At 34.6% G+C, this 20774-nt stretch carries 23 protein-coding genes; 19 read left to right on the forward strand and 4 right to left on the reverse strand.

Annotated features, from left to right (window positions below):
- Positions 1-25 precede the first annotated feature (25 nt).
- Both MMB69_RS25065 and MMB69_RS25070 read left to right on the forward strand, forming a co-directional pair.
- The gene (locus MMB69_RS25065) at positions 26-406 is read left to right on the forward strand and encodes a hypothetical protein (protein WP_277448600.1); all 381 of its coding nucleotides are present in this window, start codon (positions 26-28) and stop codon (positions 404-406) included.
- 709 nt (positions 407-1115) lie between these two features.
- The gene (locus tag MMB69_RS25070) at positions 1116-1889 is read left to right on the forward strand and encodes a DUF4046 domain-containing protein (RefSeq protein ID WP_269871414.1); all 774 of its coding nucleotides are present in this window, start codon (positions 1116-1118) and stop codon (positions 1887-1889) included.
- A 93-nt stretch (positions 1890-1982) separates the two neighbouring features.
- On the opposite strand, the gene MMB69_RS25075 is transcribed toward MMB69_RS25070, so the two are convergent.
- Positions 1983-2207, reverse strand: a complete 225-nt coding sequence (locus MMB69_RS25075; protein WP_269871415.1) for a YczF family membrane protein — start codon at positions 2205-2207, stop codon at positions 1983-1985.
- Positions 2208-2340: 133 nt separating this feature from the next.
- Between MMB69_RS25075 and MMB69_RS25080 the strand changes: the two genes are divergently transcribed.
- From MMB69_RS25080 to MMB69_RS25125, 10 genes are all read left to right on the forward strand, one after another.
- On the forward strand, positions 2341-3963 hold the full coding sequence (locus tag MMB69_RS25080; RefSeq protein ID WP_277448601.1) for a spore germination protein: 1623 nt from the start codon (positions 2341-2343) through the stop codon (positions 3961-3963).
- On the forward strand, positions 3953-5179 hold the full coding sequence (locus MMB69_RS25085; RefSeq protein WP_269871417.1) for a Ger(x)C family spore germination protein: 1227 nt from the start codon (positions 3953-3955) through the stop codon (positions 5177-5179). The genes MMB69_RS25080 and MMB69_RS25085 overlap by 11 nt, the downstream gene beginning before the upstream one ends.
- A gap of 21 nt (positions 5180-5200) precedes the next feature.
- The gene (locus tag MMB69_RS25090) at positions 5201-6313 is read left to right on the forward strand and encodes a GerAB/ArcD/ProY family transporter (protein WP_269871418.1); all 1113 of its coding nucleotides are present in this window, start codon (positions 5201-5203) and stop codon (positions 6311-6313) included.
- 200 nt (positions 6314-6513) lie between these two features.
- Complete coding sequence (locus MMB69_RS25095; protein WP_269871419.1) at positions 6514-7614, forward strand: GerAB/ArcD/ProY family transporter; 1101 nt, start codon at positions 6514-6516, stop codon at positions 7612-7614.
- A gap of 987 nt (positions 7615-8601) precedes the next feature.
- Positions 8602-9177 (forward strand): TetR/AcrR family transcriptional regulator, encoded by a 576-nt coding sequence (locus MMB69_RS25100; RefSeq protein WP_269871420.1) that lies wholly within the window; start codon positions 8602-8604, stop codon positions 9175-9177.
- 106 nt (positions 9178-9283) lie between these two features.
- Positions 9284-10144, forward strand: coding sequence for an alpha/beta fold hydrolase (locus tag MMB69_RS25105; protein WP_230184978.1), 861 nt, complete (start codon positions 9284-9286; stop codon positions 10142-10144).
- Between the two features lie 268 nt (positions 10145-10412).
- Positions 10413-11405, forward strand: a complete 993-nt coding sequence (locus MMB69_RS25110; protein ID WP_269871421.1) for an NADP-dependent oxidoreductase — start codon at positions 10413-10415, stop codon at positions 11403-11405.
- A 70-nt stretch (positions 11406-11475) separates the two neighbouring features.
- The gene (locus MMB69_RS25115) at positions 11476-11817 is read left to right on the forward strand and encodes an MmcQ/YjbR family DNA-binding protein (protein WP_269871422.1); all 342 of its coding nucleotides are present in this window, start codon (positions 11476-11478) and stop codon (positions 11815-11817) included.
- Positions 11814-12791, forward strand: a complete 978-nt coding sequence (locus MMB69_RS25120) for an NAD(P)H-dependent flavin oxidoreductase (RefSeq protein ID WP_269871423.1) — start codon at positions 11814-11816, stop codon at positions 12789-12791. The genes MMB69_RS25115 and MMB69_RS25120 overlap by 4 nt, the downstream gene beginning before the upstream one ends.
- Before the next feature lie 449 nt (positions 12792-13240).
- Positions 13241-13822 (forward strand): hypothetical protein, encoded by a 582-nt coding sequence (locus tag MMB69_RS25125; protein WP_277448603.1) that lies wholly within the window; start codon positions 13241-13243, stop codon positions 13820-13822.
- Positions 13823-13881: 59 nt separating this feature from the next.
- On the opposite strand, the gene MMB69_RS25130 is transcribed toward MMB69_RS25125, so the two are convergent.
- Both MMB69_RS25130 and MMB69_RS25135 read right to left on the reverse strand, forming a co-directional pair.
- Complete coding sequence (locus MMB69_RS25130) at positions 13882-15108, reverse strand: MFS transporter (RefSeq protein ID WP_277448604.1); 1227 nt, start codon at positions 15106-15108, stop codon at positions 13882-13884.
- A gap of 92 nt (positions 15109-15200) precedes the next feature.
- Positions 15201-15782 (reverse strand): DUF2087 domain-containing protein, encoded by a 582-nt coding sequence (locus MMB69_RS25135; protein ID WP_277448605.1) that lies wholly within the window; start codon positions 15780-15782, stop codon positions 15201-15203.
- Between the two features lie 225 nt (positions 15783-16007).
- Here MMB69_RS25135 and MMB69_RS25140 point away from each other — a divergent pair, with 225 nt between their 5' ends.
- The 7 genes from MMB69_RS25140 (at position 16008) to MMB69_RS25170 (ending at position 20352) form a co-directional block, all read left to right on the forward strand.
- A complete protein-coding gene (locus MMB69_RS25140; protein ID WP_277448606.1) occupies positions 16008-16532 on the forward strand; it encodes a DUF2695 domain-containing protein in 525 nt (174 codons plus the stop codon).
- Between the two features lie 98 nt (positions 16533-16630).
- Positions 16631-17032: a DUF4304 domain-containing protein gene (locus MMB69_RS25145; RefSeq protein ID WP_277448607.1), complete on the forward strand. Its 402-nt coding sequence runs from the start codon at positions 16631-16633 to the stop codon at positions 17030-17032.
- A gap of 93 nt (positions 17033-17125) precedes the next feature.
- Positions 17126-17536 carry a hypothetical protein gene (locus MMB69_RS25150; protein WP_277448608.1) on the forward strand — a complete coding sequence of 137 codons (411 nt, stop codon included), beginning with the start codon at positions 17126-17128 and terminating at the stop codon, positions 17534-17536.
- Positions 17533-18132, forward strand: a complete 600-nt coding sequence (locus MMB69_RS25155) for a hypothetical protein (protein WP_277448610.1) — start codon at positions 17533-17535, stop codon at positions 18130-18132. Before MMB69_RS25150 ends, MMB69_RS25155 begins: the two co-directional genes overlap by 4 nt.
- A 143-nt stretch (positions 18133-18275) precedes the next feature.
- On the forward strand, positions 18276-18629 hold the full coding sequence (locus tag MMB69_RS25160; RefSeq protein ID WP_048020727.1) for a DUF2185 domain-containing protein: 354 nt from the start codon (positions 18276-18278) through the stop codon (positions 18627-18629).
- Positions 18630-18740: 111 nt separating this feature from the next.
- Complete coding sequence (locus MMB69_RS25165; protein ID WP_277448611.1) at positions 18741-19658, forward strand: DUF4240 domain-containing protein; 918 nt, start codon at positions 18741-18743, stop codon at positions 19656-19658.
- Between the two features lie 22 nt (positions 19659-19680).
- On the forward strand, positions 19681-20352 hold the full coding sequence (locus tag MMB69_RS25170; RefSeq protein ID WP_277448659.1) for a hypothetical protein: 672 nt from the start codon (positions 19681-19683) through the stop codon (positions 20350-20352).
- A gap of 83 nt (positions 20353-20435) precedes the next feature.
- On the opposite strand, the gene MMB69_RS25175 is transcribed toward MMB69_RS25170, so the two are convergent.
- Positions 20436-20672 carry a hypothetical protein gene (locus MMB69_RS25175; protein ID WP_277448612.1) on the reverse strand — a complete coding sequence of 79 codons (237 nt, stop codon included), beginning with the start codon at positions 20670-20672 and terminating at the stop codon, positions 20436-20438.
- Between the last annotated feature and the right edge of the window lie 102 nt (positions 20673-20774).

The raw sequence follows: 20774 nt of genomic DNA on the forward strand, positions 1-20774 counted from the left end.
AAGGAAAATAAAAGGAGGGAAGTAGATGAGAAGAATAATAGCGACAATTATTTCCGTATTTACAGGATCTGTTATTTTTGGGGTTGTATTTTCAAATGGAACTAATCCTTTATATTTATCCTCACTCATTATGGGGGGGATATATGTTGCTCCATTTGTAATATTATATGGGCTACCCTGTTCATTTCTTATAAGTTATATTATGAAAAAAATTAAAAAGACTGATGCTTTGTTAGAAGCATTTTTGTATATTTTATTTAGTCTTCTAGTACCTATATTAATAGCAGTGTCATCTATATTTGATGAATCAATGCTTGCATTAGTACTACCATCAATTTATATTTCGTTAGGGTGTTCTTTAATATTTTATCTAATTATGAAATTTAAAACTAAGGTTAAAGATTAGAATCTATACCTACGAGTAATAGGTTACACATTAAAAGTAAAGGAATATCTCTATGCCCAGTGTAGAGATATTCCTTTTTTAGATTACTTTTCTATTACTTTACTAAAAACGTTCGTAAATGTGTTTATATTAAAAAAGACGTTCGTAATCCATTTTTAAACTTAAACGAACGATAAAAATAATAGTTTTCTTATATAAAAGGAAAGTTCGTAAACGTATACTTTTATGAACGATATATTTTGTGTTATTGTTAAATTTATACAAATAATCCTATTTTAAATTTGGGTTTAAATATTATATCTATAATTGCATAAAAAAACCTATTCCCTGGTGCTGTGATGTGGGAATAGGCTCAATGAGTTAAGATGACATTTCGAAAAATCTCCAATTAACATGCCTTTTTTATTTTACAACAAATCAAATTAGAAAACGATTACATTTTTATTTTAAACACAAAAAAATCGTAGCTTAGAAAGGATGGCGGACTTGTTGGAGTTTGGTTTCAAGAACCAATATGCACGCGTATATTATTTTTCCTTTATCAATTCCCCTATCCCTATTTACATAATGAAAAGAAAAGCTACTGATCCTTTATCAGTAGCTTTTCTTTTCATTATGTATCTTATCAGATTCAGCTCCATCCGTATATAAATCCCATTATTATACATAATAATAAACAAATATACTTTCTCAAAAGGGGCTTTCGATAGTGAATAGAGAACAAGTCATTGAAGTTTATCAAGATGTTCTAGACAAGAAAAGAAAAAGGTTTCCTAATTATTTCTTTGTAGGTAAGGAAGGAAAAAAATATATGCGCTATATGACATGCTATTTACTTGAGCAATACTTATCGATCCCCATCGATGAAATCCCTTTTCAAGTAAGGGCCAATACATTGTGGTCTCATCGTCTCAGACCCCCTGCTATGCTATATGGATGGAATTATTATGAAGTCATTGATAACGCCTATCCAGGAAAATTTAAACCTTGGCAATTTCAACAAGCTCCTGATAAATATTGGGAGGGAGAAGAAGGAAAGAGAAGAGCCATTGAGGCAGTAAGATATGTAATAGAAGAAAAAATGAAGATTCCTATGGAAGAAATACCCTTTCAGGTTAATTTTCATTTTTTTAAACAACATAGTTTAGGTGGCGCCTTTACTCTTTTAGGCTATTCCCCTTTTCAAATAGTTGAAGCTATTTATCCTGGGGTCTTTAGGCCTTGGCAATTTGCTCATGTTCCCATGAATTGTTGGAAAAATAAAGAATATATTCGAGAGGCAATGGATGATTTCTTATTCAAACAGCTTCATTTCTCTTCCTATCACGAGGCTTTTCTCCAATTAAAAGGAAGTCATTTTACCGATTTTCAGTTAACGGGTCTTTTTCAAATGGCGTTTGATTCCAGAATGAATAATGTAAGGAAATGGATAAAAAACCAACTAAATAATCTAGATGATGAATTATTTTATGTGAACCATTGATTAATGAAAGAACCGATTGAAACGGATAGCCTGAGCTACATTCCTATTATTTTTATCTCCTATTTAAAAAAATAGCGATTTATAAGTATATAGTTACTTGCTTTGCTTTTTCTTCTTCATAAAAAGATATAAAGATTCAGCAAAAAAAAGAAAAAGAAGAAAAAAGAGTACAAATAATTCAGCAACCTCCATTACCCTAAATGGACTCACGGCGTTGTACAACGCCTGAGAAACATCAAATCCTTGGAGAATATCGATGCCTAAAGAAAAGCCCATTAAGCATCCCATCATTAAAAGACTAATACTCATGATTTTCATATTTATCACGCTCCATTTAATAGGTTCTTCTCTTTCTTCTATGATGATACATAAATATTTATTGTTAATTTTTACATAAAAAAACTCTTATATGGTTAAAGTAATAAAAATTGAAAGAAGGGTGCTTAAATCTATGCCTTCGTTTTTTAAAGATCGCAAACCAAAAAAGAAACGACCACAGGATGACGAAAATCAAACTACTGATCACCCAATAGAACGGATACAAGTTTCATTATCGGACAACCTTAACATGATTAAGCAGAAAACCGGAAATAGTTCAGATGTTGTTATTCGTGAGATAAAAATGGGGAGCAATTCCGATATTAAAACAGCCATTGTCTATGTAGATGGAATTGTAGACAATCAGTCGATTCAAGAGTATCTACTGCAATCTATGATGAAGGATGATCATAAAGGAGAAATAAATCAGTACAATGCGTTAGACCTGCTTTCTGAAGATATGATGACCATTGGAAATATATCGTCCGTCACTAACTTGGATGACCTGTTTGCATCTTTAATGGCAGGCGATACTCTTATTTTAATAGACGGAGTAGACCGAGCACTGAGCGCTAGCACTAAAGGTGGAGAAAAGCGTTCTATTGCGGAATCTACTACCCAAATGGTGGTGCGAGGGCCAAAAGCAGCATTTACCGAGTCTCTTGGGACCAATACAGCTATGGTACGCCGTATCATTAAGACCCCCGATTTATGGATGGAGTCTTTAAAAGTTGGACGTGTAACAAAGACAGATGTGACGCTTATGTACATACATGGCATTGCCAATGATAAAGTCGTTAAAGAAATTCGTCAGCGATTACATCGTATTGATATCGATAGCATTTTGGAATCAGGTTATATTGAACAGCTAATAGAGGATCAAACATTCACCCCTTTTCCAACTATGTACAACACCGAAAGACCTGACGTTGTAGCCGGGAACCTGTTGGAAGGACGGATTGCTATATTTGTGGATGGGACCCCTTTTGTACTGATTGCGCCTGCTTTGTTCATGCAATTTTTCCAATCGGCTGAAGATTATTATGCGCGTTTTGACATTGCAACCTCGATTCGTCTTTTGCGTATTTTTATGTTTATGATTTCTTTAATTGCACCTGCTACTTATGTCGCCGTTACAACTTTCCACCAGGAAATGGTGCCAACTACGCTCATTGTAGCCATTGCAGCACAAAGGGAAGCTGTTCCCTTTCCAGCATTTGTGGAAGCTCTTCTCATGGAATTAACTTTTGAAATTTTACGGGAAGCAGGGATACGCTTACCCAAAGCTATTGGTTCAGCCGTATCCATTGTCGGGGCCCTTGTAATTGGCCAAGCAGCCGTTCAAGCAAGTATTGTGTCACCAGCAATGGTTATTATTGTATCCATCACAGCCATTGCGAGTTTTGCCACACCATCTTTTGATATGGCGATTTCGGCCCGTTTAGTTCGTTTTTTGTTTATGATTGGTGCAGCAACATTTGGTTTCTACGGCATTATTTTGTGCCTTCTAATGATGGTTGTTCATCTATGCAGTTTACGTTCCTTTGGGGTACCCTACATGGCTCCATTTGCTCCCTTCATCCCCATAAATAATGGAGATACTATCGTAAGATTACCGTGGTGGACGCTGAGACAAAGACCACGATTAATTACTGCTAACACGGTTCGAGAAGGATCAAATCAAAACCCGCACCCCCCTGCATCTCGTGGTATGGTGAATCGCGATTTTGAAGAAGGTGACAACAATGAAGCGTAAAGGAGTTTTTCTTTTATTGATGATGACGGTAACCATCTTGCTCACCAGTTGTTGGAGTAAAAAAGAGTTAACGGACCTTGCCATCGTGGCAGCTCTGGGCGTCGATAAAACAAAAGATGGAAGATATCACATAACGCTCCAAATTATTAACCCAGGGAACGTGGCTGGTATACAAGGAGGGGGAGGCGGTACTCAAAGCCCTCCTATTACCATTTATTCAGCTTCAGGAGACAATATAGTCGAAGCAAGTAGACGAGCTTCAGGCAGAATCTCTCGACGATTGTATTATGCTCATACAAACTTGGTCGTGGTTGGTGAAAAACTGGCCAAAGAAGAAGGAATTAATACATTAGTGGATGCGTTTGATCGAGATCCAGAATTTCGAAATACTTCCACCCTCGTGATTGCCAACCATTCGTCCGCAGCTGATCTTGTGAAAACGTTAACACCAGTTGATAAGATTCCAGCGAATAAAGTGCTAAAAACCTTAGAATTTACGGAAAGAAAATGGGGAGAGAATGTAAAAACATCGCTTCAAGAGGTGATGAAGAGCCTTGAATCTCCCGGAAGAGGAACTGTCGTATCAGGATTTCGTCTAGATGGGAATCCCCAGCAAGCACAAAAGCTAGATAACCTTCAGGAAAGTGCACCCGCGGCAACGCTTCGAGCTTCCGGAATTGCCGTTTTAAAACAGGGGAAATTAGTAGATTGGCTGTATGGAAAACCAGCAAGAGGAACGGTATGGATTCTCAATAAAATTCAAGGAACGGATATTAATATTGATTGGGCAGGAAAGAAAGAAGCTATTGCTTATCAAACCGTACGACAAAAAACAAGTGTATCTGCCCAAGTGAAGAATGGGAAACCTCATATTTCTGTTCATACACGTGTTGAAGGAGATATCGGTGACATGGAGGTACCTGTTGATATCACTAATCCAAAGGTTATTACAAAAATCGAACAATCGGTGAGGAAAGAAATTAAAAAAGAGCTAAGGACAGCTATTGAACGTGCACAAAAAAACAAAACGGATATTTTGGGATTTGGCGAAGTCGTTCATCGTACTAGACCCAATCAATTTAAAAAATTAAAAACAGAATGGAATGATGTCTACTTTCCAAAGTTAGATGTAGATATCACAGTGGAAGCCTATGTACGTCGAGCTGGCTTACGAAATAAATCGTTTCTTTCAGGAGTAAAAGAGAATCAAAAGTAAGGAAAAGGAGGTGCCAGTTAAATGGAGAAAGCAAAAATTAGTGCCAGTCAGCTCTTTATTTTAATGGTCCTGTTTGAGCTGGGGAGTGCTTTACTGGTACCTCTTGCGATAGATGCAAAACAAGACGCTTGGCTTGCAATTCTGCTTGGAATGGTATTCAGTTTCATTCTATTATTAGTCTATCATAGGCTTTATACCTATTATCCTGACCTTTTGCCTACAGAATATATGCAAAAAATCTTAGGGAAAGTGATGGGTACTGTACTTGCCTTTGTTTACATTCTTTACTTTATGTACGATGCCTCAAGGGTTCTACGTGATTTTGGTGAGATGCTGTTAACCTTTGCCTATCCTGATACGCCTTTATTTATCGCGAATGCATTATTAATGCTTGTGATTATTTATACAATTAGAAAAGGGATTGAGGTCATCGCTCGATCAGGAGAACTGCTTTTTATTTTTATGTATGTCCTTGCGGTTGGTGGCTTTATCTTAATTATATCTTCTGGCTTAATTGAGATTAAAAATTTACAACCTATTTTAGAAGAAGGTTTATTCCCTGTTCTAAAAGTGGTATTTACTCAAACCTTGTACTTTCCATTTACAGAAGTTATTGTATTTACCATGATTTTGCCGTATTTAAATAATCCTAAGAAGGCAAAGGTGACCATGCTATGTGCAACTGGATTAAGTGGGATCAATTTAATTATTACCATGCTCATTAATGTTTGTGTATTGGGGGTTAATTTGACCGCCCGTTCACAATATCCCCTTCTTAGCACAGTGGAGAGCATTCAAGTAGCTAATTTTTTAGAACGTCTTGATGTGTTTTTTATGCTTGCTTTAATTACCACTATCTTCTTTAAAATCTGCGTGTTATTTTACGCAGCTGTCGTAGGAACTGCTAGTTTATTCAAGGTTAAATCACCTTCACGGTTATCGTATCCTTTAGGGCTAATCATTCTCTTTTTATCTATTACCATTGCGAGTAACCTTCAAGAACATAACTATGAAGGACTGAAGGTGGCAATGTTCACTATACACATTCCTCTTCTTGGGATTATTCCTCCGTTGCTTCTTCTTGTAGCTTTCTTTAAAAACAGGAAGAAGCATGGAAAGAACACATTGAACTAGTTAATTTTTATATGGAATATTGTCATTCTCGTTGAAATTCCTAGTAAAATCCTTACCCGTAGAAAGAATACTTTTAGCCTAGAATTAACCTTAAAGTAAATCTGCTATCTATTACATAACGTTTAAAAGATTGTACGTAATGAAAGGTCGAGAAAGCAAAAGATTAATTTAAATAAAATTAGAAAGGAGGTTCCAGTTGAATGGAGAAGGCAAAAATTAGTGCCAGTCAATTATTTATTCTAATGGTTCTGTTTGAACTAGGTAGTTCTTTATTGGTACCTATTGCAATGGATGTAAAACAAGACGCCTGGCTTGCGATTCTGCTTGGGATGGTAGGAAGTTTTGTTCTATTTCTAGTCTATAATAAGTTGCATTCTTATTATCCGGATCTGCTGCCTACCGAGTACATGCAAAAAATCATGGGTAAAGGGATTGGAACGGTACTTGCCTTTGTCTACATCCTTTATTTTATGTATGATGCAGCGAGGGTTCTCCGTGATTTTGGCGAGATGTTGTTAACCTCCGCCTACCCTGAGACTCCTTTATTCATTGCACATACTTTATTAATGCTTGTTATTATTTATACGATTCGAAAAGGAATCGAGGTTGTAGCTCGCTCAGGAGAAATCCTTTTTATATTCATGTATACTTTTGCCATGGCGGGGTTTGTTCTCATCGTATGTTCAGGTTTAATCGAGTTTACAAACTTACAGCCAGTACTTGAAGAGGGTGTTTTACCCGTCCTGAAAGTTGCATTTACTCAAACTATCTATTTCCCGTTTGCAGAAGCGATTGTATTTACGATGATTTTACCGTATTTAAAAGACCAAAAAAAGGCAAAATTGACCATGTTATGTGCAACTGGATTAAGTGGAATCAACTTAACTATTACAATGCTTATTAACATTAGTGTACTTGGGGTTGATTTGACTGCACGTTCACAATTCCCTCTTCTTAGTACCGTACAAAGCATCCAGGTAGCTGACTTTTTGGAACGTCTTGATGTATTTTTTATGCTTGCTTTAGTTATCGGTGGTTTCATTAAGATTAGCGTGTTGTTATATGCAGCTGTCATAGGTACGGCTAACTTATTTAAGATTAAATCACCTTCACGCCTTTCATACCCTTTGGGCTTCGTTATTCTATTTATGGCTAGCACGATTGCCAGAAATTTTCAAGAACATCTTCATGAAGGACTAAAGGTAGAAATGTTTATTCTGCATATGCCTATCCTCGGGATTATTCCTCCTCTGCTTCTTCTTGTAGCTTTCTTGAAAAATAGAAAGAAACAGAGGGAATAAAAGGTTTATTTGCATTATTTCCTCCGAAGATGAGGTGTTTCTTACAATCTGTTAAATCCCTATAAGACAAGGCTTATCAGGGTGAATTTAAACTATTTGAGGTGGTTTTCATGTATACCTGGTTTTATGATCATTTTGTTAATACAATTCTATTTCCTCTTACTTGTATAGTAATAGTAGCCATCACGTTAAGTGCATATACATACTTAAAATTGAGGAAAGCAAATAATCGATAGTCTCTAGGAATTGTTGATTTTAATATTGATCTTTCTTCCCCTTTTAAAAAAGCTGATTATGTTTAGTTTACTTTTCGTCATATCATTAAGTAAAACTAAACGTATGTTATTAAAAGTAGTGTTATTGATTTTACTCCATGTAGACAAATGAAGCTTTTTTCTACAAAATATTACGCTTCTAAATCACAGAATATCAATGATTATTTAACAGGTATTTCTTTTATTTCGACGCGGATTTTTCTAAAAAGATATGCTTTTACGGACGATATATTTAATTCTGTTTTAAAACGTTAAAGGAATATAGTCAAGGATTTCATTTTAATTCTTCTTGTTTTAATTTTTCTCTTCTTCTTTCAGGTTCTTATACAACTAAAGGGGCAGTTTGTTTGAGTAAGGGATCAGGTGGTTTTTTCTAATTGCTGTTTCTTGTTTATTTAGTATGAGTGCATCTGTAGAAGAGTTTGATTCATTAATTGAAACAGTGGAAGAAAACAATCCTGAAGAAACTAAACGAATAGAAGAAACTTTTGGCGATACCCCTAAGTGAACGTTAATGGATACCATTTTGATACGCAGCAAATGTTTTTGGGATTATTGGTTAGTTATAATTCTTTACTAATCGTTCTAAAAAAGGTATTCTTTAATCATGGTTTGAAATTCATGTCTTTATTTTAGAATGTTCATTCTATAATGGATTATGACGTTTGTTTTTGTTAGTATTGACTCATGGATTTTTTTAAGGAGAAATAAAATGGCTAGAAGTAAAGAGTTTGACGAAAAAGCAGTATTAAGAAAAGCAATGGAGCTTTTCTGGGAACAGGGTTATGAAAAAACATCCATGCAAGATTTGGTCGATCATATGGGGATACATCGTAGGAGTATCTATGACACATTTGGTGACAAGCGTTCATTGTTTTTAGCTTCCCTTAATCACTATGAAGAACTCATCGTGAATGAGATGAAAAGCATAATTAGTAACACTTCATCCATTAAACAGGCGATACGTGATGTTTTTATTTTCGTACTGAATTCCATTGGACAATACCCAAAAGGTTGTCTATCAGTAAATGCAGCCATTGAATTATCTTTGTTGGACAAAGAAATTGGACGCATAGTTACAAAAATGTTTAACCGTACTGAAGATATGTTTAATAGCCTTATAAAACGAGGCCAATCTAGTGGAGAGCTATCAAAAGATATCGATTCTGCTAACACATCTCGTTTCTTACACAACAATTTAGTAGGTATAAGAGTACTAATAAAAACTAATTACAATAAAAAAGAATTAGAAGGCATCATCACTCTAGCACTTTCAGTGTTGGACTAGCTTTCTTTTTTTACCTTTTTTAGAACGTTCATTCTAAAATTGTTATGAAACAAACCATCATAATGCATACTTAATCGTTTTTAAATTTCTAAGGAGGAACACAAAAATGACAAACTTTAAAATACCAACAGAATCAGAATTTATTGAAGCAGATGGAACTCGTTACGCATATAGAAAATTTGGTACACAAGATGGTATACCAGTAGTATTTCTTGTTCACTTTAGAGGAACGATGGAAAACTGGGATCCAAACATGATTGAACCTATTGCAAATACACGCCCAGTAATCTTATTTGACAATAAAGGGGTTGGTGAGACCGATGGACTAACGCCTACTACAATTGCAGATATGGCAAAAGACACAGCAACATTTATAAAAGCTCTTGGATTAGAACAAGTTGACATTCTTGGTTTTTCCATTGGTGGCATGGTTGCACAAGAGCTAGCTTTACAAGAAGGAGATTTAGTAAGAAAAATTATTATGGCAGGTACTTCACCTGAATCTGGTATTAATCCAGATCCAGAGATTCTTGAAAGAATGAATCGTCACGGCGGAACGGAAGAAGATGGAATAAATGATTTTATGTTCTTTTTCTACGAGCAAACCAAAACAAGTAAATCTGCAGGAATGGCTTCACTACAAAGAATTTTCAATCAGAAAAAAGTAAACAGTTCAGAACAAGTAAAAGAGGCACAATTACAAGCCATTGCAAAATGGGCTAAACAAAAATCTAATCATGACTATGAATGGTTACAAAACATCAAACACCCTGTACTTGTTACTAATGGGGTTAATGATGTGATGGTACCGACTAAAAACAGTTATATCTTAACAGAGAAATTACCCAAAGCACAGCTGATTATCTATCCTGATTCTGGTCACGGGCATCTGTTTCAATTTCCAGAACTATTTGCAGAACACGTAAACTCATTTCTTGATTCTAATTCTTATTCAACTTTCGTCTGATGTAAATAATAATCTTGCAGATGTTGTCACAGTAGGTACTTGGGTACTAGCTAATCCAGACTTTGTAGAACGGATTCAATCAGGAGATCCCCTAAACGAACCTGACAAAAATACGCTCTATGAAGGAGAAAAGAAGGCTATACAGATTATCCTTTTTTAAAATGATTTATTTAATATGGATATCCTATTTAGGGATATTCATATTCTTTTTCTTAGGTTTGTTATGAAAACATACATGTGGGTTAAATAAAAAATGTGGAGGATTGTCATGAAAGCTTTAGCAATTGAAAACTACGGTGAAAAACCAAATTTTTTAGACTTCCCTATGCCCAAAATAAACAATGACGAGGTCTTAGTTGAGATATATGCGGCAAGTATAAATCCTCTTGATACAAAAATTCGAAAAGGAGAATTAAAATTATTATTGAAATACAAGATGCCGTTAATTTTAGGAAACGATTTTTCTGGAAAAATTGTTGAAGTAGGTACTAGTGTCACGAAGTTTAAAGTCGGTGATGAGGTATATGGTCGACCTAGAGCAAATAAAATGGGAACTTTTACTGAATATATCTCTGTTAACCAAGAAGATATTGCATTAAAACCTAAAAATTTAAATTTTGAAGAAGCCGCCTCAATCCCTCTAGTCGGATTGACATCCTACCAAGCTTTACATGATATTCTGCGAATTGAAAAAGGACATAAAATATTAATACATGCAGGAGCAGGGGGAGTAGGAACATTTGCTATCCAACTTGCAAAACATATGGGGGCTTTTGTCGCAACTACAGCTAGTGATGGTAGTGATTTAGTAAAATCTCTTGGCGCTGACGAAGTTATTAATTACAAGACAGAAAAGTTCGAGCATTCGATTCGTGACTACGACGCAGTTCTTGATACCATTGGGGGAGCGACGTTAGAGAGGTCATTTGTAACATTAAAAAAAGGAGGAAAGATTGTTTCTATATCTGGAATCCCGAATGCACGCTTTGCTAAAGAAAACGGATTTAGCTCATTAAAAAAAACCTTATTTTCAATTGCAAGTTATAAACTTACGAAGCTAGAAAAAAAACATAATGTGCAATACACGTTTCTCTTTATGAAGCATAGTGGAGAGCAGTTGAAAATTTTCACAGAAATGTTAGAGTCAGAAGTGATTAAGCCTACAGTTGATAAAATTTTTATTTTTGAAGATGCCCAAAAAGCATTGGAGTATTCAGAAGCGGGAAGAGCAAAAGGAAAAATAATACTTAAATTAAAATAATCAGTCTTATCTAACAAACCTTTCCTTAGGTAGAAAGTGTTTGTCTTACCTAGAGAAAGGAGGAAAAGTCATGAACTCTAGGCAGGAAGCTATTAATTACTGCATGAAATATAGAAATGTATTTGAAGATCAACCGTTTCGGGATAAGAACTGGACTACCATTAGACATAAGGAAAATCAGAAAGTGTTTGCATGGATTTTTGAGAGAGACGACCACATTTGGATAAACTTAAAGGGTGAACCAGAGATAAATCGTCATTTACGTCAAAGTTACGATTCTATAGTACCTGCCTATCATCTTAATAAAAAACATTGGAATTCTATCATTTTAGACGGTACCGTACCAGAAAAAGAAATAGATGAAATGATTAAAACAAGCTATCATTTAACAAAGGAGAGGAAGAACTTATGAAAACAAGAATAACTGAAATTTTCGGAATTCAATATCCGATCGTTCAAGGAGGATTAGCCTATTTAGCTTATGCTGAATTAGCTTCAGCTGTCTCCAATGCTGGTGGACTTGGGCAAATTACAGCTGCGACTCTAGGAACTCCAGAAAAGCTTCGAGAAGAAATTCGTAAAGTACGTACCATGACCGATAAGCCATTTGGAGTAAACTTTGCGATTGCAAGGCATGATGGAAATTATAAAGACTTGCTAGAAGTGGCTATCGAGGAGAAGGTGCCTGCTATCTCTATAACCGGAGGGAATCCTCAACCTGTTTTTGAACGGATAAAAGGAGAAAATATTAAAACTCTTGTTCTAGTTTCAGGAGTTAGACAAGCAAAAAAGGCTGAGGAACTTGGGGCTGATGCCGTAATGGCAGTAGGACAAGAAGGAGGCGGCCACTTAGGACGGGATGATATTGGCACAATGGTCCTTATCCCTCGTGTAGTTGAATCTGTGTCAATTCCTGTACTAGCTAGTGGAGGCATTGGAGATGGAAGAGGCTTATTAGCAGCCTTCGCCCTTGGAGCAGAAGGAATAGAAATGGGAACAAGATTTATTGCTACGCAAGAGTGTGTGCATGCAAACCCTGTATACAAAGAAGCACTTGTGAAGGGAAAAGAGACAGATACAGTTATTATTAAGAAAACTTTAGGGCATCCTGGTCGTGTTTTAGAATCAAAATATACTAGCAATATTATTGAGCGTGAACACAAAGGGGCAACTTATGAAGATTTAAAAGATATGGTAAGTGGTAAGGCAAACTGCAAATATATTTACAATGGGAATGAAGGGGAGGGATTTGGTTGGGCTGGACAGGTTATCGGACTAATTAATGATGTTCCTACGGTTCAAGAATTGTTTGATGAGATGATTTCTACAGCTGAACAAGGAAAGCAGCGATTGGTAAACATTTTGGAAACAACAAAGAACTGTTAGTAGTGTTCCAGCTTTAAGTAATATATATTAACTAAAATCGAAAATTTTAGGTATGCTTGTCTTATTAGCGTTAACAAAATAAAAAGCCACCCATTATTTGCAGGACAGGTGGCTTTCTACTATAAAATGCATGTGCAGACATATAATAACACATTTTTTCCTTATGGACTATATTTTTCCGTACGAGCATATGAATAAAAGGTGCGCTTTTTATACATTCTCGTTTCTTTCAACTATTCAAAAAATGTAGTCATATCAACGATGTATAAAAAGTTGCATATTCCGGAAAAAGAATCCTTGGTGGAAGCTTACTGCTCCAAGGATTCTTTTGCTTTCTTGCTTCCTTGAAGAGACATTATGTTAACTAGCTCTGTATATGATATACACTTCTTATAAAGATTAGTATGCTATAAGTAAAGAAGCTTTTTGGTTGAAAGGTGGCGTTTTTTTTGGATCATTTTTTTGTTAGGTTGATTCCAGATGGATTTTATGAATATGAAGACAGTGAGACGCTGCCAGCGCATGATTTAATTCTTCGTCCACTGCTTACATCTGCTAAGGAATGCTATGTGTATGGCCTTAACAAAGACACAGAATTATTTCATCAGTGTACAGATATACTTTCCTTTACTCGCAACAAGTATCAACTAGATTTAAAAAAAGAAGTTATCAGAGGATATGAACAGCTCTGGAATGCAACAGGGTGGAAGAGGGGTTCTATTTTAATCTTTTTAGAGTTAGAAACGCTTAAGGAACTAAATATCTTCACTTCCTGCTATGATCCTGGTATTTTGGATAATCCGAATACAGGAGAAAGTAATGCAGCCATTAGATTTTGTAAAGATGTAATCAGTAAAGAAAGAAAAGTGGGTCTTTGTTTTTCAGCTTCTAATGGTATTGAGTGGATGACAGTTTACGCAGATAAGGATACGTTGAAAGAGTTATACAAGTGTGCCACGGTACAGTCACTATCTTCAAGTTCAGACTATATATATAAAGTTAAAAACAAGCGTAGGAACTTGCCTAAATAGCAAGTTCCTAGAATGGTGATTATGGTGACTAAATAAGGCCTGGTTTTATTGTAGATGCCTCATGTATTTTTAAGATCTGAAGCCTTTAAAAGAAGTAGTACACTAAATAATACAATCACGATACCAGCACATAAGAGGATAAATTTAATATCGACATTAATGCTAAGAAGAGTGGAAACTAATCCATAAGAAACTGGAATAAGTCCCATGGAAACCATTGTATTTACACTCATAACTCGGCCTACTATGGTTGAGGGTGTTTTCTCCTGTATTAAACTAACTATGGGAATATTAATACTCGATACACAATATCCAATAGCTAACAAAATAGCAGCAGCAAGCCAGAGATCAATTTCTCGGCTAAATATCATAAGTAATAACCCTTCCAAGAATATGAAAGAAATTGCAAGTTTTCCTCTATTCCTTTTTATGTTCAACCAGCCCATGATTATAGCTCCTAACAACATGCCACTAGCAAACGAACTTTGTAAAATACTTAAGTAAAAAGCATTTCCTTTAAAATGATCCTCTGCAAGGATAGGGATGCTTAACATGAGAGGTCCAATAAAGAATAAGTTGACAATAATAAATGTCACCATGACTGTCAGAAGAAACGAGGAATCTTTAACATAATTAATTCCTTCAGCTAAATCCCTTAAGATAGATGTTTTCTTGGGCCTTAATGTCTTCTTTTCTTTGATGAATTGTAACAAGATTATGCTTATCAAAAGTGTAAAGCCAATTATCAGAAAGATGGTTGAATATGAGAAAAGTGAAAGGAGAGTAGCACCTAAGACAGGGCCAAACATGACAGAAAGCTGATTCGTTGTTTGTATTACTGAATTCGCTCTGACTAGTTGTTCTTTATGAATAATCCCTGGAACAATTGCATCTCTAGCTGACCAAAAAAATGCATCTGATGCCCCAAATAATAAAGCAAATATAAGTAAGGCAGAAAGAGATAATAAATTATTTGTATAGAATAAAGCCATCAGAAGTAGCATAAAACACCTAGTTAGTAATGAAAAGAATATAACTCTAGATCGTCTGTATTTATCTGATACAACGCCTCCTATGACCATTAATAATACTCTAGGAATCGTAGTCGCCATTAAAATAATTCCTAAAGAGCTCTTCAAGTTTAGGTAATTGACTACATACCACTGCTCAATAGTTAAATACATTGAAATAGAAAGGCTTGAAAATATACTTGCTACCCATAGATAAACAAACTTTCCTTTCCAAATACCTGTTTGTACTTTAGCCTCTTTGGTTATTGGAATCACATTTCCACCTCATTCTTATTAAAAATAACAGCAATCTAATTAGATGAATATCAAATTAGGTGGGTTGAAAAATGAACGAAGAAACGTTCATTTTAAAAGGTAACAGGCCACATCTCTTTTGGATTTAATTCATATTCTCCGTTTTGCCTATACATGAAGTGTTGCATAATTAATTCTCTACGAATAGTCGCATAATCTTCATGATAGTTTTTTATATATTCATTAAGATCCTTTTCTTTATACGTTTTTCCTTGATGTAAATCACGTATTAAATACGCTAATATAACGTTCTTTTTCTTTCTTTGACTCGGGATTTGTTTCAATGTCCCGTCACTATTTATAAAATTTTTAACAATAGATAACTTATCTTGATTATTGATTTTACTATCTTGGTTCTCCATAGACTCCTCCCCAATATTTAAGATAGCTTTTGAATTATATTCTAGCCTTTCACTATCGAGATAAAAATAAATAATGTTCCCTTGTCTTCTTTGATAAACTAACCCTACATCTCTCAATTTTGAAATATGGTGAGTAATGGTTGGCGGTTGTAACCCAAGTTTATAAGCAATTGCTTGCCCATGAAGAGGGCCTTTTTTTAATAAGGAAATAATTCTAATTCTTGTGGGGTCTCCAACTGCCTTATGGTAATTGACTAACTTATCTAGTTGCATAATTTAATACCTTCTTCCTTTAATTTGATATACATCTAATTAGATAATAATCGAATTAAACGTTTGTGTCAAAAAGTACCAGGTTAATGACTTCTTATAAATGTGGATTATGTAAACTAGTGATACATAGAGTATACATAAAATAATTGAAGAATATTGAAGGGTATGGGAAAATCACATAAAAGATTTTTGGTTTCTTAATACTGTTTAAAAGGAGCTATTTGAATGGATAGTTTATTAGAATTAAAAGAGGAACTAATAAAAGGACAAAAACTAGCAATGCAAGGATCTTATCAAAGAAGAGCTCCTTCTAAAAAAGCAATTCCCCATCTTTTAGCAGCAAGAAAAGGACTCAAAGAATATGTTGAACAGCATCCAACAGATGAGTTTGCTTGGCAGTTGTTGTCTCAAGCCGAAGAATATCTACTGAATTATAACGCAGCTTTATCAGCACTTCAAAATGCAGTCACTCTTAACAAAAAAGACAGAAAGTTAGTAAAGAAGTTAGTGCTACTAAAAGAGCAAGCAAATAAGTGGCACGAACTTGATTTATCACCTGAGGAGCTGGGTTCATTGGAAGCATTTCTGGACGAAAAAGTAGACATACAGGGGTGTGACCATACACTTCTCTACACTAAAGAATGGCTAGATACCCACATCTCCGTGAGCAAAAAAGCCAAGGTTGTAAAGGCGCTGCAAAACCAAGGTGGCTTTTGTGACTGTGAAGTTCTTATGAATGTAATCGATTAGATTAAAATGCTACCTATAATTGGTTTATGTTAACTAGAAGACTATAGTATATAGGCTGTATTAGGGCTATTACAAAGAAAAGAGTAAGGAGTGCTAAAGTGTCTGTTGAAAGAGATAACATGATTAATTCTTTAAGAAAAAATGTTATTCCTACTTTGAGAGATCGTGGTTTTAAAGGTTCCTTTCCTCATTTTTATCGAAAACTGGAGAATCGTGTTGATTTGTTAATGATTCAATTTAGTGCTTGGGGTGGAGTGCTCTACGTAGAGGTTTCTAAATGTTCTCCAGAAGGTCATATAGATGTATCTAAAACGTTTTATACACCTAACAAGGTAAAGGTCTATAATATTGATACCGCCCATAGACAACGGTTAGGAAAAGAAATAGGTGAAATGTTTGAATTTAATAAAGATAACACAGAAGTGGTTTCAATAAATGTAAGAGAATCATTGAAAGAAGGAGAAGAATGGTGGAATTCTTCTCCTAATTGGTGGGTTTAACGTACATAATTAAGTAACGGTAAGAGTTGTTGTGTACACTTAAGTTATATATGATATTCATAGTTATAAGTGCTTAAAAGGTGGGGATATTGTATGAAAGATAATTTGATAAAGAAGATATATGAACAGGGTTATCCTGATGCACAAACTGCACCTTTAGTGTCTCTAGAAGAGTTTTTCGAAGGTAATGAAGATGAAGGCTCTATTGGCTGTAACCTTATGGACCATCCCGGAATTGATACTTTTTATTCTGTTTTATTTGAGATTAAAAGTAAGCCAAGTGTACAAGACGTACTTGTTGAAATTATGGAAGTTGAAGACGAGGAATATTGGCCATTTTCGGAAAGAATATATATCCTATCGAGCGCTAATCCCGAAGAAATAGAGGAATGGGTTAAAATCTTAGAACCTGACGAAATAGAAGAAGGTTATATGTTTGGTCCCCCCCCTATTGCTCCAGAGTTGTATCCTAATCATAAAGTGTTTGGAGTTTGGTGGGATTGATAAATAAAGCTTTATCTAGTGCTTACGAAACTGGTTCTTTTTATGAAGGCAATATGGACTTTAGAGAATCAATTTTTAATTTAGAGCCAAAATTGATAGAACTCGATGATCTTGAAACTTTGAAGTATTTATATTTCAACGTAAAGGACATTTCTCTACGTCATAAATTACTCTTGGTGTTACGAGATATCTATAATTCTCAGCTTGGTGAATTTTTTCAAAAGGCCTATAAGAAAGAGCGAGATTTAGAAATGAAATTAATAGCTGTACGTGGTTTAGTGAAATACGTTGAAGAACATGAAATAAGTAAAATTATGAATCATTTCATGAAAATCTTGATAAAGAGGCCTGAACACACTCCTTACAATTATAAAGAATATGAATATTTGCGTTCACCAAGTGGATTACCTTATCTAATTAAGGAATATAAGTATAACTGCTTTCATCAAGTATTAGAGCAAGTAGAAAAACAGTATGAAGCTATGCCCTTCCAGTTTAAGAATCATTATACGTACGATGAAAATGATAACATAGTCGAACTACGAAGCCCTGAAGAGACTGATCAAATGATTGAAGACTTCTTTAAAATAAATTAACTTCTAAAAGACGTTAGACTAATGTTCTAACGTCTTTTGCTACCTAAAATACATTTTATATAAATAAGATATACATATTCAATAGAATTATAGTATCTTAAATAAAGCTGAATAGATGATAGATTAATTGAGGAGCATAAAACATGTTTAATTTTAGAAAAAAAGAGAAGAAATTTTATTTAGATGCAAGCCAAATCAAACAACTTATTGATTCATATGAAGGATGTATTGCAACTGATAGGATTACAGTAGATGGTTGTAAGGTTGGTTATATGTATAGAGAAGAACCCTATGAATATAACGAAGCAGATAGTGGTTGGAGGTTTCTTTCTGGAGATGAAGATGATCGTTACATGAATAACTCTAAAAAACATGGTGTTTATCTGGTAAATACAATATGCAATTATGATCCAGATATAATGCCGTTTCTTGATGCAGAACCTGGTACTGCATATATTCGTGATGAAAAAGGTAATTTCGTCCTTGATGAGGAATAAAACCTTCCTGTTGATACATTACTTTAAATAAGCTTATATATGATAGGTTCTTTTAACGTTCCTTGTTATTCTACTTATACTTACACTTTTAATTGAAAGGAATGACATATATTGAACTCAAAGAGAACCGTGCAAGTAGGAGATATATTTGCTGCTCCATTGCCGATGAATAAGTATGGTGCAGTTAAAGTAATGGATATCATTGATCGCTCTTATCTTCTTGGTATTACAAATTATATAGGTGAACAGATGCCTGCAATAGATGATCAGAATGTTTGTCAGATTTTAATTACAAAGTCTTTACTTAATGAAAAAGAAGAACCTACATTTAAGTGGGTAGATGGAAGATTACCTGAAGAGTTAATCTATATTGGAAACATTCCTTTATCTCAAGAGGAATTAGGTATAGAGTCAAATGTGTATGGAGGGATATGGTCAAAAGAATGTGCGATGGATGTTTACTATAAATGGCGAGAAGAAACAGATCCTCAAGGGTTTAAACTTGAGATGCAGAAGAAAATAGAAGAAGCTGACGCCTATGCTGGTAGAAACAAGATTGTGAAACCAAAGAAAATGATAGATGATCAAGTCTTCTGGGACATTATTTCTTTATTAGACTGGAGTAAAGAAGATGAAGATGAGATTGTAGAGGCTGCTATTAAGGAACTTTCTACTTTCACTGCATGGAAAATAAGACATTTTGAAGAAACTCTCTCTTATAAGCTTTTCTTATTAGATACAGAAGAACATGCAAAAGAAATTGGTGAATACAGTTTTTCTCAACAAGATCAACACTTTTCACCTGACCTTTTCTTATATGCCAGATGTGCAGTCGTCGCTCATGGTAAAGAAGTTTTTGAAGATATCGTATCCAATCCTTCAAAAATGCTTAAGGACACTGAATTTGAAATTTTATTGTCTCTTTCATCAGAAGCTTATTATGTAAAAAAGGGTAAAAAATTCGATTATGAAAGTGGATGTAGTTATGAGACATTTTCAAATAAAGAAGGGTGGTCAAATACTCTTTAAGAACAAAAAGTGGGTGCTTACAATGATAAATAGACCTTATGGACAGCATTGGAAGGGGCATAAAGGCTTTAGAGCTATTGAAGGTAATGATGTTTATAATCATCGTTTTGGAGGACAAGAGTGGAATGTACCAAAATGTCGGTTATGTGGGGAAGATTTACATCAGATTTTATGTTTTGATCTAAAGGATGATCGATTAAGTGAACTTAGAACTTCTAAACTAGAAGAATTACCTTTAACATCATGCTTAAATTGTTCTACCTTATGGGAGCCTCAACTATTTCAATTACATCCTACAACAAAAAGTGTTACTGTTTTGATTCAAAATGATAAGGAAAAATGGATTCAAGACGAAGAAGGTAAAATACCTGTTCCTCTTCCTTATACGAAATTCAAACTTATCGATATGTTAGAAGAAGATATACCAGTCAATGAAGATGCCTACTATGATGCATTTGACTTATTTGGTCAGGAGTATATATGTAGAGTTTTGGGAGCACCTCTATATGTCAACAAGCCAAATGATATAAGCTGTCCAACCTGTAATCATGACATGCAATATGTTTCCAGTATCACTCATGATTTTGAAGTAGATCTTGTATCGGGTGTGGACCTTTTCCTGGGAGAAATGATTATCTATTTTTATTTTTGTAAGGAATGTTTAACCTTAAAAACAGAGGTACAAGGTACATAATAGCTGTATTAACTATAAAAGCCCTTTTAAGGGCTTTTTGTAATTCTACAGATAAAATCCATTACGTTAACTAGAGTATATTTTCAATGTGAACCATTAAAATCTATTTTTTGATCAATTTCCTCTAAATCTGTTTCATAAAGTTCCTCATCTTCACCATCTCCTACAACTGCAACTAATCGTAGGTTTCCCCCAGGTTGGCCGAGTAATATTGCTTTTGAGCCTATAGTTTCCGAATTACAGTCTGTATAAAGATACTCGGAAAGTATTTCAAGAATATCTTCTTCATTGTATTTAAAGTATTTTCTTTTATTCTTCATCATTAACACCTATTCATTTATAGATTTTTCACCTTTATAAGTGCTTATTATAGCATTGTAGATAAACTAAATTTTCGTCAAAGGTTATTGCTAATAAGAATG

Origin of the sequence: Priestia sp. P5 (assembly GCF_029522155.1) — a bacterium.
Lineage (GTDB): Bacteria > Bacillota > Bacilli > Bacillales > Bacillaceae_H > Priestia > Priestia megaterium_E.

Excerpts from the sequence above, each read along its gene's own strand:
- MMB69_RS25065 (WP_277448600.1), top strand. The coding sequence starts at position 26 with ATGAGAAGAATAATAGCGACAATTATTTCCGTATTTACAGGATCTGTT.
- MMB69_RS25075 (WP_269871415.1), bottom strand. The coding sequence starts at position 2,207 with ATGAAAATCATGAGTATTAGTCTTTTAATGATGGGATGCTTAATGGGC.
- MMB69_RS25080 (WP_277448601.1), top strand. The coding sequence starts at position 2,341 with ATGCCTTCGTTTTTTAAAGATCGCAAACCAAAAAAGAAACGACCACAG.
- MMB69_RS25085 (WP_269871417.1), top strand. The coding sequence starts at position 3,953 with ATGAAGCGTAAAGGAGTTTTTCTTTTATTGATGATGACGGTAACCATC.
- MMB69_RS25090 (WP_269871418.1), top strand. The coding sequence starts at position 5,201 with ATGGAGAAAGCAAAAATTAGTGCCAGTCAGCTCTTTATTTTAATGGTC.
- MMB69_RS25095 (WP_269871419.1), top strand. The coding sequence starts at position 6,514 with ATGGAGAAGGCAAAAATTAGTGCCAGTCAATTATTTATTCTAATGGTT.
- MMB69_RS25100 (WP_269871420.1), top strand. The coding sequence starts at position 8,602 with ATGGCTAGAAGTAAAGAGTTTGACGAAAAAGCAGTATTAAGAAAAGCA.
- MMB69_RS25105 (WP_230184978.1), top strand. The coding sequence starts at position 9,284 with ATGACAAACTTTAAAATACCAACAGAATCAGAATTTATTGAAGCAGAT.
- MMB69_RS25110 (WP_269871421.1), top strand. The coding sequence starts at position 10,413 with ATGAAAGCTTTAGCAATTGAAAACTACGGTGAAAAACCAAATTTTTTA.
- MMB69_RS25115 (WP_269871422.1), top strand. The coding sequence starts at position 11,476 with ATGAACTCTAGGCAGGAAGCTATTAATTACTGCATGAAATATAGAAAT.
- MMB69_RS25120 (WP_269871423.1), top strand. The coding sequence starts at position 11,814 with ATGAAAACAAGAATAACTGAAATTTTCGGAATTCAATATCCGATCGTT.
- MMB69_RS25135 (WP_277448605.1), bottom strand. The coding sequence starts at position 15,782 with ATGCAACTAGATAAGTTAGTCAATTACCATAAGGCAGTTGGAGACCCC.
- MMB69_RS25140 (WP_277448606.1), top strand. The coding sequence starts at position 16,008 with ATGGATAGTTTATTAGAATTAAAAGAGGAACTAATAAAAGGACAAAAA.
- MMB69_RS25150 (WP_277448608.1), top strand. The coding sequence starts at position 17,126 with ATGAAAGATAATTTGATAAAGAAGATATATGAACAGGGTTATCCTGAT.
- MMB69_RS25160 (WP_048020727.1), top strand. The coding sequence starts at position 18,276 with ATGTTTAATTTTAGAAAAAAAGAGAAGAAATTTTATTTAGATGCAAGC.
- MMB69_RS25170 (WP_277448659.1), top strand. The coding sequence starts at position 19,681 with ATGATAAATAGACCTTATGGACAGCATTGGAAGGGGCATAAAGGCTTT.
- MMB69_RS25175 (WP_277448612.1), bottom strand. The coding sequence starts at position 20,672 with ATGAAGAATAAAAGAAAATACTTTAAATACAATGAAGAAGATATTCTT.